The sequence below is a fragment of the Stenotrophomonas sp. FSL W7-1447 genome (assembly GCF_037966425.1).
Classification (GTDB): Bacteria; Pseudomonadota; Gammaproteobacteria; order Xanthomonadales; family Xanthomonadaceae; genus Stenotrophomonas; species Stenotrophomonas pavanii.
Genome location: NZ_CP150199.1, coordinates 800,264 through 817,058 on the forward strand (window position 1 = coordinate 800,264; position 16,795 = coordinate 817,058).

General features: G+C 68.5%; 15 protein-coding genes. 8 read left to right on the top strand and 7 right to left on the bottom strand.

Annotation, left to right across the window (positions count from 1 at the left end; translation table 11 throughout):
- Positions 1 to 3 precede the first annotated feature (3 nt).
- Positions 4 to 1,050, top strand: a complete 1,047-nt coding sequence (locus NSQ78_RS03570) for a metal-dependent hydrolase (RefSeq protein WP_064237680.1) — start codon at positions 4 to 6, stop codon at positions 1,048 to 1,050.
- Between the two features lie 344 nt (positions 1,051 to 1,394).
- Here the strand turns inward: NSQ78_RS03570 and NSQ78_RS03575 are convergent, their stop codons facing one another.
- The 5 genes from NSQ78_RS03575 to NSQ78_RS03595 form a co-directional block, all read right to left on the bottom strand.
- On the bottom strand, positions 1,395 to 2,222 hold the full coding sequence (locus NSQ78_RS03575; RefSeq protein ID WP_049468181.1) for a class I SAM-dependent methyltransferase: 828 nt from the start codon (positions 2,220 to 2,222) through the stop codon (positions 1,395 to 1,397).
- Positions 2,223 to 2,307: 85 nt separating this feature from the next.
- Positions 2,308 to 3,303 carry a tRNA dihydrouridine synthase DusB gene (gene dusB / locus NSQ78_RS03580; protein WP_064239609.1) on the bottom strand — a complete coding sequence of 332 codons (996 nt, stop codon included), beginning with the start codon at positions 3,301 to 3,303 and terminating at the stop codon, positions 2,308 to 2,310.
- 147 nt (positions 3,304 to 3,450) lie between these two features.
- Positions 3,451 to 3,882 carry a hypothetical protein gene (locus NSQ78_RS03585; RefSeq protein ID WP_064237681.1) on the bottom strand — a complete coding sequence of 144 codons (432 nt, stop codon included), beginning with the start codon at positions 3,880 to 3,882 and terminating at the stop codon, positions 3,451 to 3,453.
- Between the two features lie 148 nt (positions 3,883 to 4,030).
- Positions 4,031 to 4,996: a ribokinase gene (locus NSQ78_RS03590; RefSeq protein WP_049466532.1), complete on the bottom strand. Its 966-nt coding sequence runs from the start codon at positions 4,994 to 4,996 to the stop codon at positions 4,031 to 4,033.
- 25 nt (positions 4,997 to 5,021) lie between these two features.
- The gene (locus NSQ78_RS03595) at positions 5,022 to 6,320 is read right to left on the bottom strand and encodes a nucleoside transporter C-terminal domain-containing protein (protein WP_049466534.1); all 1,299 of its coding nucleotides are present in this window, start codon (positions 6,318 to 6,320) and stop codon (positions 5,022 to 5,024) included.
- Between the two features lie 193 nt (positions 6,321 to 6,513).
- On the opposite strand from NSQ78_RS03595, the gene NSQ78_RS03600 reads away from it, so the two are divergent.
- From NSQ78_RS03600 to NSQ78_RS03620, 5 genes are all read left to right on the top strand, one after another.
- Positions 6,514 to 7,485, top strand: coding sequence for an aldo/keto reductase (locus tag NSQ78_RS03600; RefSeq protein ID WP_064239610.1), 972 nt, complete (start codon positions 6,514 to 6,516; stop codon positions 7,483 to 7,485).
- A 290-nt stretch (positions 7,486 to 7,775) separates the two neighbouring features.
- The gene (locus tag NSQ78_RS03605) at positions 7,776 to 7,970 is read left to right on the top strand and encodes a hemin uptake protein HemP (protein ID WP_005412278.1); all 195 of its coding nucleotides are present in this window, start codon (positions 7,776 to 7,778) and stop codon (positions 7,968 to 7,970) included.
- A gap of 154 nt (positions 7,971 to 8,124) precedes the next feature.
- Entirely contained in the window at positions 8,125 to 10,317 is a 2,193-nt protein-coding gene (locus tag NSQ78_RS03610) for a TonB-dependent hemoglobin/transferrin/lactoferrin family receptor (RefSeq protein WP_064237682.1), read from the top strand.
- Positions 10,318 to 10,321: 4 nt separating this feature from the next.
- Entirely contained in the window at positions 10,322 to 10,921 is a 600-nt protein-coding gene (locus tag NSQ78_RS03615; RefSeq protein ID WP_064237683.1) for a hypothetical protein, read from the top strand.
- Positions 10,922 to 10,994: 73 nt separating this feature from the next.
- Positions 10,995 to 11,930 (top strand): DUF6607 family protein, encoded by a 936-nt coding sequence (locus NSQ78_RS03620; protein WP_064237684.1) that lies wholly within the window; start codon positions 10,995 to 10,997, stop codon positions 11,928 to 11,930.
- A 102-nt stretch (positions 11,931 to 12,032) separates the two neighbouring features.
- On the opposite strand, the gene NSQ78_RS03625 is transcribed toward NSQ78_RS03620, so the two are convergent.
- Together NSQ78_RS03625 and NSQ78_RS03630 are read right to left on the bottom strand one after the other, a co-directional pair.
- Positions 12,033 to 14,543 carry an FtsX-like permease family protein gene (locus NSQ78_RS03625; protein ID WP_064237685.1) on the bottom strand — a complete coding sequence of 837 codons (2,511 nt, stop codon included), beginning with the start codon at positions 14,541 to 14,543 and terminating at the stop codon, positions 12,033 to 12,035.
- Positions 14,540 to 15,187, bottom strand: a complete 648-nt coding sequence (locus NSQ78_RS03630) for an ATP-binding cassette domain-containing protein (RefSeq protein WP_057494315.1) — start codon at positions 15,185 to 15,187, stop codon at positions 14,540 to 14,542. The genes NSQ78_RS03625 and NSQ78_RS03630 overlap by 4 nt, the downstream gene beginning before the upstream one ends.
- A gap of 75 nt (positions 15,188 to 15,262) precedes the next feature.
- On the opposite strand from NSQ78_RS03630, the gene NSQ78_RS03635 reads away from it, so the two are divergent.
- Positions 15,263 to 15,904: an arylesterase gene (locus NSQ78_RS03635; RefSeq protein WP_049466546.1), complete on the top strand. Its 642-nt coding sequence runs from the start codon at positions 15,263 to 15,265 to the stop codon at positions 15,902 to 15,904.
- Positions 15,905 to 15,991: 87 nt separating this feature from the next.
- Positions 15,992 to 16,705 carry a response regulator transcription factor gene (locus tag NSQ78_RS03640; RefSeq protein WP_002811889.1) on the top strand — a complete coding sequence of 238 codons (714 nt, stop codon included), beginning with the start codon at positions 15,992 to 15,994 and terminating at the stop codon, positions 16,703 to 16,705.
- Positions 16,706 to 16,795: the final 90 nt, after the last annotated feature.

A 16,795-nucleotide genomic window follows, 5' to 3' on the forward strand; every position in this document is an offset into this window, starting at 1 on the left:
GCCATGGATTCATTGACCCAGATCGTGCTCGGCGGCGCCGTCGCTGCTGCCATCGCTCCGCCCGGCCATCGCCGCGCGGCCCTGCTGGCCGGTGCCGCGCTTGGCACCCTGCCGGACCTCGACGCCCTGTGGCTCGGCTTCACCGCCGCCGACCCGGTGGTGAACATGATCGAGCACCGCAGCTTCAGCCATTCGCTGCTGGTGCTGCCCTGGGTGGCGGCGCTGGTCTGGTGGCTGTTCAAACGCTTCGGCAACGGCCGTGTCGCGCAGTCACCGGTGCGCTGGTTCTGGGCGATCCAGCTGGCGCTGGTCACCCATCCGCTTTTGGATGCGTTCACCGTGTATGGCACGCAGCTGTGGTGGCCGTTGCGGCCACATCCGACCATGGGTTCCAGTGTCTTCATCATCGACCCGGGCTACACGGTGTGGCTGCTGCTGGGCTGCGTGCTGGCCTGGTTTGGCCGCGCCCGGCCGTGGGTGGGCAAGGTGCTGGGCGTGGCGCTGCTGATCAGCAGTGGCTACCTGGGCTGGGGCCTGATCGCCAAGGCGCAGGTCGACCGTGCCGCACAGCAGAGCCTGGCCGCGATGGGCCTGGGCGATGCGCCGCGCTTCTCGGTGCCGATGCCGTTCAACACCCTGCTGTGGCGGGTGGTGGCGATGACGCCCAATGGCTACGTGGTGGGTGATCGCTCGCTGGTGGCCGACCACGGGCCGATGCGGTTCGAAGGCCTTGCGTCCAACGTGCAGGCCTTGCGCGAAGCGGGAGACATCCCGGCGGTGCAGCAGCTGCAGTGGTTCAACCGTGGCTTCATGCGTGCACGGGTGGTGGACGGCCGGCTGGTGCTGAGTGACCTGCGCATGGGCCTGGAGCCGGACTACACCTTCAACTTCGTCGTGGCCGAGCAGGCCGACGGGCAGTGGCGGGCGATCGTTCCCGAGCAGGTGCGGATGGATTACCGCAGCCCGGCCGCGCGCGCCGACGCCGGTCGCCGGCTGGCCGCGATGTGGCAGCGGATCTGGCATGCGCCCGTAGCCGGTGCCGTTGAGTAGACCCACGCCATGCGTGGATGAAGGGACATCGGCGGTGGCAGCCACGCATGGCGTAGCTCTACTGCGTCGATCAGCGCCCGCAGCCGGCGCCGTTGAGTAGATCCACGCCATGCGTGGATGAAGGGACATCGACGGTGGCAGCCACGCATGGCGTGGCTCTACTGCGCCGATCAGCGCCCGCAGCCGGCGCCGTTGAGTAGATCCACGCCATGCGTGGATGAAGGGACATCGGCGGTGGCAGCCACGCATGGCGTGGCTCTACTGCGTCGATCAGCGCCCGCAGCCGGCGCCGTTGAGTAGATCCACGCCATGCGTGGATGCGGGAGCATTAGTGCCGCGTCGGCTCAATACACCGTGGCGCGGCCCTGCACGAACGAATAGAAGAACACCGCATTGGGGTCGTTCTGCACCAGGCGGAACTCGCGGCGCATGCCTTCCACGGTTTCCTCGTCCACCGAGCCGGCCTGCAGCAGCTGGTCGGCCGCCGACAGCAGCAGTTGTTCCCAGAACGCGATCATCGTCTTGCGACGCGCCGGTTCGCGGTTGTCCAGGTGGATGGTCTTGATCTCGGTGTGCACGTCGCGGAAGCCGCCGGCCAGCAGCAGGTTGCCCAGCTTGGCGCCGACGAACGGGTCGCCGCCGTGGTCGTACTGGAAGTCGTTGAAGGCCATCCAGTAGCGCCAGATGTGCGGCGAGTACGGGTCGAGCAGGAACGAGGCATTCATCACCTCGGTGATGTAGACCGGCGAACCCGGTGCCAGCACGCGGCGCACTTCGCTCAGCACCCGCGCAGGTGAAGGCACGTGTTCCAGCACCCAGCACAGGAACGCCGCGTCGAAGCTGCGTGCCTCGAACGGCAGCTCGCCGGCGTCGGCCTGCTGCAGGGTGTAGCGGTCGCTGCACCACGGCGTGCGCGCCAGGTTCTCGCGCGCGGTGGCCAGCTGCGTTTCGCTCAGGTCCACGCCGGTCACGTGCAGCTCGGGGAAGCGGCGCAGCAGGATCTCGGTCTGTGCACCGACGCCACTGCCGACTTCCAGCAGGCGCCGCGCGCCGCCGTAGTCGATCTGGCCGAAGATGCTCGATTCCAGCAGCCGGGCCTGGGTCATCAGGCGCTGCTGTTCGGTGCCGGAAAATCCGTGCAGGTAAGTCGGGGAGGAAATCGGCGGGGTCATGGGGCGGGCTCTTGTAGCGTCGAGCATGCTCGACGGCTCTGGAAATTCAGTCGGGCAAGCTCGACTCGACGGCGTGGCAGTACGCTCAGGCAGCAGATGACAACGCCGGTTCCCCGGCGATCAGGCGGTCGAAGTATTCGGTGGTCAGCGCGATCTGGCTCTGCGGGTCTTCGGCGCGGTTGACCACTGCGCGGAAGGCGGCATTCTCCGGCCGGTCCTTGGCATACCAGCCCAGGTGCTTGCGTGCGATGCGCACGCCCTGCGGCTCGCCGTAGAACGCGTGCAGGGCATGCAGGTGGCCGAGCAGGATGTCGCGCACTTCCGCCAACGACGGCGGTGGCAGTTCCTCGCCGGTGGCCAGGTAGTGCGCGACTTCGCGGAAGATCCATGGCCGGCCCTGCGCGGAGCGGCCGATCATCACGGCATCCACCCCGGTCTGCTGCAGCACGTAGGCCGCCTTCTGCGGCGAATCGATATCGCCGTTGGCGATCACCGGAATGCGCAGCGCGGCCTTGATCTCGCCGATGGTGCCGTACTCGGCCTGGCCGGTGTAATGCTGGTCGCGGGTGCGGCCATGCACGGCCAGCGCGGCGATGCCGCTGTCCTCGGCGATGCGCGCGATCAGCGGGCCATTGCGATGGTCGCAGTCCCAGCCGGTGCGGATCTTCAGCGTGACCGGCACGTCCACCGCATTGACTACGGCGTCGAGGATGCGCGCCACCAGCTGCTCGTCGCGCATCAGCGCCGAACCGGCCCAGGCGTTGCACACCTTCTTGGCCGGGCAGCCCATGTTGATGTCGATGATCTGCGCGCCATGGTCCACGTTGTAGCGCGCCGCGTCGGCCAGCTGCTGCGGCTCGGTGCCGGCGATCTGCACGCTGATCGGCGCCGGCTCGCCGTCATGGTCCATGCGGTGGATCGACTTGCGCGTGGTCCAGAAGCGCGGGTCGCTGATGGTCATTTCCGAGGCGGCCAGCCCCGCGCCCAGCCGTTTGCACAGCAGGCGGAAGGGCTTGTCGGTGACGCCGGCCATGGGCGCCAGCACGACGTTGGGGGCGATGGTGTACGGGCCGATCTGCATGCGCCCATTGTAGGGCGCAAGCGGCGGCCCGACCGTGCCGGGCGCGGTCCGGTTCAGGCCGATCGGCACCGACCTCATGCCGTACCGGCATCAGCAGATGCTTGACGGTTGCTTCCGTCGCCCCAAGGGCCGCGCGATGGTGGGCGGCTAACCCAGGCGCTGCCAGGCCTGGTGGGCGCCCAGGGTGAAGGCCAGGCCCAGGCCCAGGCAGGCCAGCGAGCTGACCACCCAGAAGCGCACGCCGTTGTAGCCGGGGCGGAACAGTGCCAGGCCGAAGCCCATCGTGGCGCGCAGCAGCAGCAAGGCACCGATGGCGGGCAGAACCCAGCGGCTGGCCGGCAGCGGCGAATGCCAGCCCGCGGCGGCCAGTGCGTACAGCGTCCAGGCCACCAGCACGGCCGTAATGCCGGCGGTCATCAGCGGCGGCCACCAGTGCCCGGCGTGCGCCAGCCGGACCACGCGCGGGCCGGCACCGAAGTACCTGTACCACGCGGCGCCGAAGGCGATGCAGCCGATGTGCAGCAGGGCCGCGATGGCACTGCCTGCGGCCGCGACCAGCAACCAGGGGAATCCGTCCATGTCCTGCCCGTGCAAGGAAGCTGCGCCGATGGTGGGCGCAGGCCAGGGGGCCGGCAATGCGACCGGCGGTCGCAGGAGCGGGGGATGGGCAAAAGAAAGGCCCGGGTGCCTGCGCCCCCGGGCCGTCTCATCCACGCGTGGGGTGGATCTACTTGGCTTCGGAATCGGCCGGGGTGAAGCGCGGCATCGCTGCAGCGGCGCCTTCCTTCTCGGTCGAACGACCGGCGAACTGGTTGGCGAAGCGTACGTGGCGGGCGAACGGTGCATCGGCCACCTGTGCCAGCGACGCAGCCAGCGCACCGTTGAAGGCATCACCGGCACCGGTGGTGTCGATGGCCTGCACCTGTTCGGCACCGACGCGGTAGTACGGCTGGGTGTCGCCGCGCAGGTTCTCGTCGGCGTGCGAGACGAACACGCCCACCGAACCCAGCGTCACCACCACGGTACCGTTGCCGACCAGCTTGCGGCACAGCGCGTGCAGGCTGGCGCCATCCAGCGCGGCGACGTCGTTGGCGTCCACGCGCTCACCGACATGGCGGCCGAGCAGGGCGGCGAACTCGGTCTCGTTCGGGGTGATCACATCGGCCAGCTTGAGCAGGCCGATGGTCGAGGGCGCGTCGGCCGGCGCGGTGTTGAGCACGGTGGTGACACCAGCCTCGCGGGCCGTGGCCAGCGCCGCTTCGATGGTCTGCACCGGCGATTCCAGCTGCACCAGCACCACCTTGGCACCGGTCAGCAGGGCCTGCTGCTGTTGCAGGAAATCGGTGCCCAGCGCGGCGTTGGCGCCCGGTCCGATCACGATCGTGTTGCGGCCACGCGCATCCACGTAGATGCCGGCGGTGCCGGTCGGCTCGCTGCTGGCCTCGGCGATCAGCGCGAAACCATCCTGCGCAGCCAGTTCACGCGCAGTGGCGCCACCGGCGTCATCGCCCAAGGCGCACACGAAGTGCGTCTGGGCACCGGCGCGGCAGGCCGCCACGGCCTGGTTGAAGCCCTTGCCCCCGGGGCCGGTGCTGTAGCGGCCGGCAATGGTCGCACCCGGTGCCGGCAGCGACTCGCACCGCCACACGTGATCGACATTGAAGGAACCGACGACAACGACACTGCTGCTCATAGGAAATCTTTTCTCAACCAGGGGTTCAACTGAAGTGCGTGAGCACGCCGGCGATGGTCGCCGTCATGAAGGTGGCAATGGTACCGCCCAGCACCGCGCGCAGGCCGAACTTGGCCAGGTCGTGGCGACGTTCCGGGGCCAGGCCGCCGATGCCGCCGATCTGGATCGCGATCGAGCTGAAGTTGGCAAAGCCGCACAGTGCATAGGTGGCAATCAGGCGACCTTCGGCGGACAGGCTCACGCCGGGGATCTGGCCGTTCACGATCTGCGACAGCTCGGTGTAGGCGACGAACTCGTTGATCACGACCTTCTGGCCGATCAGCGAGCCGACGGTGGTGGCGTCGGCCCACGGCGTGCCGATGACCCAGGCGATCGGGGCCAGCACGTAGCCGAAGATGGTCGACAGGTTGGTCGGCTTGCCGATGGCAGCGGCCAGGCCGGTCACCTCGCCGAACCAGGTCAGCGGGGCGTTCAGCAGCGCGATCAGGGCGATGAAGGCCAGCAGCATCGCGCCGATGTTCAGCGCCAGCTTCAGGCCGTCGCCGGCACCGGCAGCGGCCGCATCGATGATGTTGCTGGAGGTCTTTTCGACTTCCATCTTCACCGTGCCGCGGGTCAGCGGGGTGCCGGTTTCCGGAATCAGCAGCTTGGCCACGACCAGGGTGGCCGGTGCGGCCATGATGCTCGCTGCCAGCAGGTGCTTGGCGTAGAAGGCCTGCTGCGCCGGGTCGCCACCGCCGAGCATGCCCACGTAGGCCGCCAGCACGCCGCCGGCGATGTGCGCCATGCCGCCGATCATCATGGTCAGCAGCTCGGACTGGGTCATCCTGGCGATGTACGGGCGCACGGTCAGCGGCGCCTCGGTCTGGCCGATGAAGACGCTGGCGCAGACGCTGGTGGTTTCCGCGCCGGACACGCGCATCACCTTGGTGATCGACCAGGCCATCACGCGCACGATCGCCTGCATGACGTTGAGGTGGTACATCACCCCCATCAGCGCCGAGAAGAAGATGATGGTCGGCAGCACCTGGAAGGCGAAGATGAAGCCGTAGTTCTTGGTGTCCATCAACGAGCCGAAGATGAAGCCCGAGCCCTCGTTGACGAAGCTGAGGATCTTGACGAAGCCCTTGCCCAGCGCATCGAACACGTCGCGCCCGCCCGGCACCAGGATCACCAGCGCCGCAAAGGCGATCTGCAGGGTGATACCGGTGGCAACCAGCTTCCAGTCAACTGCACGCTTGTTGTTGGAAAACAACCAGGTGATGCCGATCAGCACCGCCAACCCGAACAGGCCGAAGCCGATCCTGCCCAAACCTTCGACCATGTGAGTGACTCCCCTGGGGCGTCGCGAAAAACGGGAAGCCTAGTGCAGGGCAGGGGCCGGGGCAAGAAAAAGCAGCGTGCGCGCACCCAACGGTACCGATCGGGCCAGCAACGGCAAGGGCTTGCGGCCGACGACGGCAGGTAGAATGGGGTTCGATCCCGGCCCGGATGCGGGCCCGCAGCAGGAGATTCGCATGCAATACCGTCGCCTGGGCTCTACCGGCCTGCCGATTTCCGCCCTGTCCTTCGGCGCCTGGGTGACCTTCGGTGACCAGATCCCGCGCGACGAGGCCCGCAACCTGGTGGCGGCCGCCTGGGACCACGGCGTCAACTTCTTCGACAACGCCGAGGGCTATGCCAACGGCCGCGCCGAACAGGTGATGGGCGACGTGATCGCCGACCTGCGCCTGCCGCGCGACGGCATCTGCGTCTCCAGCAAGGTGTTCTTCGGCAGCGCCAAGGACCCACGGCCGACCCAGCGCGGCCTGTCGCGCAAGCATGTGACCGATGCCTGCCACGCCGCGCTCAGGCGCCTGCGGGTGGAGTACCTGGACCTCTACTACTGCCACCGGCCGGATCCGGACGCGCCGATCGCCGAGACCGTGCACGCCATGGACACCCTGGTGCGGCAGGGCAAGATCCTCTATTGGGGCACCTCGGAGTGGTCGGCGGCGCAGATCCAGCAGGCGCTGGACATCGCCGAAGCGCACAACCTGCAGGGCCCGTCGATGGAACAGCCGCAGTACAACCTGCTGCACCGCGAGCGGGTCGAGGTCGAGTACGCGCCGCTGTATGCCGGTGCCGGGCTGGGCACCACCATCTTCTCGCCGCTGGCCTCGGGCCTGCTGACCGGCAAGTACGACCAGGGCATCCCGGCCGATGCGCGGCTGGGCCGCGAGGGCATGGAATGGCTGCAGGCGCTGGTGCTGGGTGACGACACCGAGGCCCGCCTGGCCCAGGTGCGCCGCTTCAGTGCGGTCGCGCGCGCACTGGGGCAGGCGCCGGCCACGCTGGCCATCGCCTGGTGCCTGCGCAACCCGAACGTCTCCAGCGTGATCCTCGGCGCCAGCCGGGTCAGCCAGCTGCTGCAGAACCTGCAGGCACTGGACGTGCTGGAGCAGGTCGACGCGGCCGGCTGGGCCGACGTCGAAGCCGCCTTCGCCTGAACCCCGGGGCCGACCGGGCCTGGGGCTCGGTCGGGCCGGCTCGGCCGAGGGAACGGGAACGGGAACGGTAGAGTCGACTGTCAGTCGACTGCTTTGAATAACCGACCGCTTCGAGCAACCGCAGTCGACTGACAGTCGACTCTACACGGCTGCGTCTCCCTTTGATTGACATGATCTATCGAATTTCAGAATTCGATCATTAATCTCATCAATCAAATTGAGAATGGTTGTTGATTGTCAACTGAGAATCATTATCATTTAACTCGTCCCTCGCACGAGTCCAGATGCTCATGAATGCTCAACCTGTACTGCTGCGCCCCGAAACGCTGACCCTCCGCGATCGCCCGGTCCGTGTCGTTCCGCCGGAAGAGGTCATCGACAGCGAAGCCCTGCTCAAGGGCCGTCGTGAAATCCTGATCCAGCACGGCGACCGCTTCTATCGCCTGCGGCACACCAGCAACGACAAGCTGATCCTGACCAAGTAATCGCGGCCTGGTCGCCCGCCCGCCCTCCCTCCTGCCGGCCGCGCCGGCAGGGTGGGCGACCCGTCCGCTCCCGCTCTCTCCCCCCCGGTCTACCGCGTGCACCTTCCGGGTGTGCCGGTAACCGGGGGTTCCCCTGCCTGACCGAACGAACCCGATGACCCGCCCTACCGCCCTTTGCGTTGCCGTCTGGATGGCCCTGCCGCTGTCCGCCCATGCTGCTGACGCGGCCACCGCCGCACCCGATGCGCGCGAATTCGACCGCGTGCAGGTCACCGCCACCCGCACCGAGCGGGCGGTCAGTGACGTGGCGGCCACCGTCGATGTCATCGACCGCGAGCAGATGGACCGGCACCTGGTGCAGGACATCAAGGACCTGCTGCGCTACGAGCCGGGCCTGTCGGTCAGCCGCAGCGCCGCGCGCTTCGGCCTTGGCAGCATCCGCATCCGCGGCCTGGACGGCAACCGCGTGCGCGTGCAGACCGACGGCATCGCCATGCCCACCAGCTTCGCGATCGGTTCGTTCTCCAACGCCAACCGCAACTTCACCGATCTGGACACGCTCAAGCGCGTGGAGATCGTGCGCGGTCCGGCCAGCTCGCTGTATGGCTCCGATGCGCTCGGGGGCGTCGTCGCCTTCGTCACCAAGGATCCGGCCGATTACCTGAAGGATGGCAAGGACAGCTACGTCGGCCTGAAGTTTGGCTACGACGGCGAGTGGAAGGGCCTGCTCGGCGGCGTGACCGGCGCGTTTGGTGGCGAGCACTGGAGCGGCATGGTCAACCTCAACCATCGCCAGGGCCAGGAAACCGGCAACAAGGGCGATGTGCGCAGCCTCGACAACACCCGCACTGCGCCCAACCCGCAGGACCGCGACGGTCGCAGTGGCCTGGCCAAGCTGGTCTATGCGCCCAGTGAAGACCAGCGTTTCCGCCTGACCGTGGAAGGCAACGAAGACACCACCGATACCCACGTGCTGTCCTCGATCGACCGCACCACCACCACCGGCATGAAGGCACGCGACACCCAGAACCGCACCCGCGTGTCGTTCGCACATGAAATGGATGCGCTGGACAAGGGCTTCGCCGACAGCCTGCACTGGCAGCTGTATACCCAGCACAGCGAGACCAACCAGGTCACCGACGAAGACCGTGCCAACCGCAGCCGCCGCCACCGCGCGTTCAATTTCGACCAGCGCGTCTACGGCCTGCAGGCACAGTTCAACAAGGCGTTCAGCACCGGCAGTGTCGGACACGCGCTGACCTACGGCTTCGAGGGCGCGCGTACCGAGATCCGCCAGAAGCGCGACGGCTACCAGGTGCTGGCCAATGGCCAGACCAGCACCACCATCCTGCCCGACGCCTTCCCGGTACGCGATTTCCCGATCAGCAAGACCACCGAGCTGGGCCTGTACGCGCAGGATGAAATGCGCATGGCCGGCGGCAAGCTGTCGCTGGTGCCGGGCGTGCGCGTGGACCGCTACGAACTGAAGCCGGAAGTGGACAGCATCTTCGCCGAGGACAATCCCGGCGTTGCGGTGGCCAGGCTGACCAAGACCAGCGTCTCGCCGAAGCTGGGCATGGTCTATCGCTTCACCGACGAATGGTCGCTGTTCGCCGGCTACTCGCGTGGCTTCCGCTCGCCGCCGTACAACGACGTCAACCTCGGTTTCACCAACTTCGCCTTCGGTTACACCGCCATTCCCAATCCCGACCTGAAGCCGGAAACCAGCGATGGCCTGGAGTTGGGCCTGCGCTTCCTGTCGCCGGCGGCCTACGTCAGCGTCAGCGGCTACTACAACGAGTACAAGGACTTCATCGAGTCGCAGTCGCTGGTCGGTACCAACGCGCAGGGCCTGATGGTGTTCCAGTCGCGCAACATCGCCGACGCGCGCATCTACGGCGCCGAACTGAAGGCCGGCGTCGACTTCGGCCAGATCAGCCCGGGCCTGCAGGGCTGGGCACTGCGCAGTGCGGTGGCCTGGTCGCGCGGCGACAACAAGACCGAAGACACGCCGCTGGATTCGGTCGACCCGCTGCGCGGTACCGTCGGCCTGATGTACGACACCGATACCTGGGGCTTCGAACTGGCCGGTACCTTCGTCAAGCGCAAGGACCGCGTCACCGCAGCGACGGTGTACCGCCCGGCCGGCTACGGCGTGGCCGACCTGATGGCGCACTGGAACTTCGCGCCGGGCGCCACTTTCAACGTCGGTGTGTTCAACCTGGGCGACAAGCGCTACATCGACTGGTCCAACGTGGGCTCGACACTGTCGCCGACCAGCCGTGTGCTGGATCGCTACACCAGCCCGGGCCGCACCTTCTCCGCCAGCCTTGCCGTTTCCTGGTGACTCCATGAGCCGAGCACTGTCCGCACGCAGGAATGACTCCATCGCCGCGCTGCACAGCGCGGCCTGGCCGACCCCGGCACAGCTGGCCACGCTCGGCACCGTGCTGTGCCTGTACCACGCCGATGGCAACGAGCTGGGAGGCTGGCGGCAGGCCGTACGCGTGCACGCCTGCCAGGGCGTGGACAGCGAAGGCCTGCGCGAAAGCCTGTGCTTCCTCGATGGCCGCGGCCGCTGCGTGTGGCGCCTGTACCTGCTGCCCGACAGCGATTTCCTGGCCTGGGACCGGCTGGTCGCGGCGCTGCCGCCGGGCCCGGCGCACGACAGCGAGGGCAGTGTCGGCGAGCGCCTGTGGCGGCGCCTGGCCGGCCATCTCGGTGGCCAGCGCTGGCGGCTGTGTGCGCTGCGCCTGCATGCCGCCGACGACGGCCGCACGCTGGCGGCCAGCCTGTCGACGCTGTCGTCGCTGGGCGCGACCGCCGCGCGACGTATTGCGCGCCTGGAAGGCGCCGAAGGCGAGCTGGTCGTCGACGATTGCTGCTGCGCCGATGCCGCACGTCGACCTGCGGCGCGCCTGCCCGGCGAGCCGCCACTGATCCGCCTGTGATCGGCGGCGGGCCGAATGTCCGTTGGCCGCCGATGGCCTCTCATTACATCTGCAACCCCGAAGGAAGACCCCGATGAAGCTCCAGACAGCCAGCGTCCTGCTGCTGCTCGCCACCGGCGGCGTGGCCAGCGCGCAGCCCTCCGATGTCGCCCGCGACCACGACAGCATCCTTGCCCTGCAGGGCGAGTACACCGTCGATTTCGCATTCGACGAGACCGTGCTGCTGAAGCCCGGCTACGAGCGCGCCCCGGCGATGCGCAGCGGCGGCAACGAGCTGGTGATCGTGGTCGAGGACACGCCGAAGCGCATCGTGCTGCAGCACCTGCTGCTGGATGAGAAGAGCGGCCACATCACCAAGCACTGGCGCCAGGACTGGGTCTACGAAGCGCCGAACCGTTTCGAGTTCAGCGCCGACCAGACCTGGCAGGTGCGCCGCATTCCCGCAGCGGTGAACCAGGGCGCCTGGACCCAGTGCGTATACGAAGTGAGCGACGCACCGCGCTACTGCGGCACCGGCAAATGGACCTACACCAACAACGTGCCGAGCTGGACCAGCGACCTGAGCTGGCGCCCGTTGCCGCGCCGCGAGTACACCAAGCGCAGCGACTACAACGCGCTGGCCGTGGTCAACCGCCACACGCTCACGCCCAATGGCTGGACCCACGAGCAGTTCAACACCAAGGTGCAGCGCAACGCCGACGGCAGCCAGGTGGAGATCGCCCGCGAGTTCGGCTTCAACGACTACGTGAAGACCACCGAGGTCGACTTCACCCCGGCGCGTGACTACTGGAAGGCCACTGCCGGTTACTGGGCCAAGGTGCGCCAGCGTTGGGACGGTTTCCTCGGCCAGGCCCCGGGCGTGCACCTGAAGACCAAGATCGATGGCATGGCGATGATCATTCCGCTGTTCAACCAGGCCGAAGAGATCCAGTCTGGCAAGAAGGTGAAGGACAAGCAGATCGACGAAGTGTTTGCCAAGTACGTGGAAAAGGCGCCGAAGGAAGGCTGATCGCCGCGGTGGAGAAGGGTGCCGGGCGTACCCGGCACCGCATCCACCTGCTTCCGGTGGGTGCCGAGCCTGCTCGGCACGCCGTCCGGAGGCGCAACCGATTCAGGCCTCGCGCAGCGCCAACGCCGGCGGCGTATGCAGGATCGCCCGCGTACCCCACCAGCCCGCCAGCAGGCTCAACCCGATGCCGACCACGCCGCCGATCAGCAGGCCCGGCCACGGCGGCAGCAACGGCAGCTCGAACACCTTCTGCGACACCGCCACACCGATCGCTGCGGCCGCGCCCACCGCCAGCATCGCCGCCAGCGTGCCCAACGCGCCGAACTCCACCAGCACGGCACCGCGCAGCTGGCGCCGGGTCGCACCCAGCGTGCGCAGCACCGCGCTGTCGTAGCGGCGCTCGCCGGCGGTGGCCTGCAGCGCCGCCAGCAGCACCAGCACGCCGGCCAGCAGGCTGAACACCATCACCAGCTGCACCGCCTGCGCGACCCGTTCCATCACGTCGCGCACCTGCGAGATCACCGCGTCCACGTCCAGCAGCGACAGGTTCGGCTGCGCGCGCACCAGCTCGCCCAGCCCGGCCGCGTTACCGGACGGCAGATGGAAGGCCGACAGCAGGTTGTGCGGCGTATCGCCCACCGCGTTGGGGTTCAACAGCACGAAGAAATTCGGCCGGAACGTGTTCCAGTCGGCCTTGCGGATGCTGGTGACGGTGAACTCGCGCTGCTGCTCGCCTACGGAAATCGTAATGCGATCGCCCAGGTGCGCGCCGTAGCGCCGCGCCCAGCCGGTTTCCACCGAGGCTTCCGCCGCGGTGCTGCCGGCCTGCCAGAAGCGGCCTTCCAGCAGCGCATTGGCGGGCGGGAAGGTGCTGCGCCAGCTGAAGTTCAACGGCCGGTTCTCGTCGTCGTCCTCGCGGGGGCCGTTGCTCGTGCCGTTCCCTTCGGTGGCGGCCGGGTCCACGCGCAGCGGCGGCTTGCCGTCGATCGCGATCAGGCGGCCGGTCGCCATCGGCTCGATGCTGGCGTCGCCGGCGCCCAGTCCACGCAATGCGGCCAGCACGCTGTCGCGTTGCTCGGGCTGGATGTTGATCAGGAAGTAGTTCGGCGTATCCGCAGGCAGGCGCTCGCGCCACTGCTGCAGCAGGCCGGGGCCGGTCACCGCCAGCAGCAACAGCGCGCACAACGACAGCGACAGCCCGACCAGCTGCATCACTGCCAGCATCCGGCGTCGGGTCAGCGCGGCCAGGCCGAGCCGCCAGTGGCCGTGCAGGCGGTGCTGCAGGCCGCGCAGCAGCTGCAGCAGCACGAAGCCGACCGCACCGGCCGCCAGCGCCAGCGCGGCCAGGCCGCCGAGCACCCACAGCGCCAGTTTCAGGTCGCCGGTGACCTGCACCGCCAGCAGCAGGCTGGCCGCCAGCGCCGCCGCATAGGCCAGCAACGACGCCGGCGGCAGGGCGGCGAAGGAACGGTTGAGCACGCGCATCGGCGGTACCCCGCGCAGGCGCAGCAGCGGCGGCAGGCCGAAGCCGAACAGCAGCAACAGGCCAATGCCCGCGCCGGTCAGTGCCGGCATCGCTTCCGGCAGCGGAAGGCGCTGCGGCACCAGGCTGCCCAGCACCTGCACCAGGCCTTCCTGCGCGGCCATGCCCAGGCCGATGCCGAGCGCGCAGGCCGGCACCGCCAGCATCAGCAGCTGCAGCGCCAGGCCCAGCAGGATCTCGCGCTGGCGCGCGCCCAGGCAGCGCAGGATCGCGACCTGGTCGATGCGGCGCAGCGCGAAGCGGTTGGCCGCCAGCGCGGTGGCCACACCGGCCAGCAGCACCGCCAGCAGCGCGCTCAGGCCGAGGAAGCGCCCGGCCAGATCGAACGCCTGGCGCACGCCGCGCTGGGTGTCGTCCACGCTCAGCAGGCGCAGGCCCTTGACCTGCGGCATCAGCCACTGGCGCAGGGCGGCAACCTGATCGGCCGGTCCGGCAAACATCAGCCGGTAATTGATGCGGCTGCCGGGGCCGAGGAGGCCGGTGCCCTCCACATCGGCGCGGTTGACCAGCAGGGTGGGCGACAGTGTCAGCAGGTCGCCGCCGGCATCCGGCTCGGCCTCGATGATGCCGGCGATGCGCAGCGTGCCGGCGCCGAATTCGAGGTCATCGCCGGCCTTCAGGCCCAGCCCCTGCAGCAGGCGCGGGTCGGCATAGGCCTGGCCCTTGGGCGGCATGCCGGCACCTGCGATCAGCGCCCCGCCGGGCGTGGCCCGAACCCGCAGCGTGCCGCGCAGCGGATAACCCGCCTGTACCGCCTTGATGCTGGCCATCTGGCTGGCATCGCCGTTGAACAGCACGCTGCCGAAGCTGGCGATGCGGGTATGCGCCAGGCCACGCCGTTGCGCTTCGTCGGCGAATGCCGGCGGCGGATCATCGCGCCCGGCGATGCCGAGGTCGCCGCCGAGCATTTCCGCCGCGCTGCCGGTCAGCGCCAGGTTGACCCGGTTCACCAGCGTGCCCACGGCGGTCATCACCGCCACGCCCAGCACCAGCGCAGCGAACACGGTCAGCAGATCGCCGGCCAGCGCTTCGCGGCGCAGCGCGCGCCACGCGTGACGCAGCAGCTTCATGCCTGCGCCCCGCGCTCGACCGGCAGCAGGCGGCCGTCATCGATGCGGTGGATGTACTGGCAGCGCTGGGCCAGGCGCAGGTCGTGGGTGACCAGGACGAGGGTGGTGCCGCTGCCGGCGTTGAGTTCGAACAGCAGGTCGCTGATGTGCTGGCCGGTGGCATGGTCGAGCGAGCCGGTCGGTTCGTCGGCGAACAGGATGCGCGGGCGGGTGACGAAGGCACGTGCCAGCGCCACGCGCTGCTGCTCGCCACCGGACAGCTGGCGCGGGTAGTGGCGGGCGCGATGGGCCAGGCCGACCTGGGCCAGCACCTGGTCCACCCGTGCGCGGTCCTCGCGTCCGGCCAGTTCCAACGGCAGCGCGACGTTCTCGGCGGCAGTCAGCGCCGGCAGCAGGTGGAAGCTCTGGAACACGAAGCCGACCTCGCGCGCGCGCAGCTGGGCCCGAGCTTCCTCATCCAGGTCGCCCAGGTTCTGGCCCGCCAGCGCGATGTGGCCGCAGCTGGGCAGGTCCAGTCCGGCCAGCAGGCCGAGCAGGGTGGTCTTGCCGGACCCCGAGGCACCGACGATGGCCACACTGGTGCCTTCATGGACGGTCAGGGTGATGTTGTCCAGTATGTGGACTTCACCCTCCGGGCCCTGCACGGACTTGCCGACCTGGTCGACGGCGATGGCGACGGGCGCGCTGCGGGGGGACAGGCTGTCGATGAGGAGACTCCAATGCGCAAGACGGGATGGAGCCGGCGAGCCGGCGCGATGATGGTGCTGCTGCTGGGATTGCTGCTGCCCGGGCTGGCCGGAGCCAAAGGCCCGGCGGGCACGGTGCTGGTCCTCGGCGACAGCCTCAGTGCTGCCCACAATATCCCCGCCGACGCCGGCTGGGTCAGCCTGCTGCAGCAGCGGGTCAGGCAACAGTCGAAAACGCCGCCGCGCATCGTCAATGCCAGCATGAGCGGAGAGACCACCGCCGGCGCGCTGACCCGCCTGCCGGGCCTGCTGGCGAAGGAAAAGCCGACGGTGGTGGTGATCGCGCTGGGCGGCAACGACGCGCTGCGCGGGCTGACCCCGGCACAGGTGCAGGGCAACCTGGAAAAGATGGTGCAGGCCAGCCAGAAGGCCGGCGCCAAGGTGCTGCTGCTGGGCATCGACGTGCCGCCCAACTACGGGCCTGCTTACCGCCAGCGCCTGGCTGCGGCCTACAAGGCGCTGGCCACGCAGTACAAGGTGCCGCTGCTGCCGTTCCTGCTGGAAGGCGTGGCCCTGCAGCCGGGCATGATGCAGGCCGATGGCCTGCACCCCACGGCGCAGGCGCAACCGAGGGTGCTGGACAACGTCTGGCCGCTCCTGCGGCCCCTGCTCTGAACGATTTACAACCCTCTTGACGGAACTTCACATCGCGTCCACCGTCGATCCGGCATGTTTCACAAAGCTGAAGTTAGAGGGAATCACATGCGTCAGACGAAGGAGACCTCCGGCTTGGTGCTGGTGGTCGAAGACAACCGCAACATCTCCGAGATGATCGGGGAATACCTGGAAGGTCGCGGCTTCGAAGTCGACTATGCACAGGACGGCCTGGATGGCTACCGCCTTGCGGCGGAGAACAGCTATGACGTCGTGGTGCTCGATCTCATGTTGCCGCGCCTGGATGGCATCGAAGTATGCCGTCGCCTGCGCAACGATGCGCGCAAGTCCACACCGGTGCTGATGCTCACGGCACGCGACACGCTGGACGACAAGCTCACCGGCCTCGGTTTTGGCGCCGATGACTACCTGACCAAGCCCTTCGCGATCCAGGAGCTGGAAGCCCGCCTGCGCGCGCTGATTCGTCGCGAACGCCGCCAGGTCGGTTCGGAAGTGCTGAAGGTCGCCGACCTGGTGCTCGACCCGGTCAGCATGCGTGCCACCCGCGCCGGCACCGAGCTGCAGCTGTCGCCGATCGGCCTGCGCCTGCTGACCATCCTGATGCGCGAATCGCCGCGCGTGGTCACCCGCCAGGAGATCGAACGCGAGATCTGGGGCAATGGCCTACCGGATTCGGACACCCTGCGCAGCCATCTGTACAACCTGCGCAAGATCATCGACAAGCCGTTCGACCGTCCGCTGCTGCACACCGTGCAGAGCGCCGGTTACCGCATTGCCGATATCGCCCAGCCGATGGCCTGATCGGGGCCAGGCCGGTGCAGCATCAGGCCCGGCCGGGCAACGACCCCGCACCGGGCACGGATGACCGGCCGGCGCTGCCGCCGGTCATCC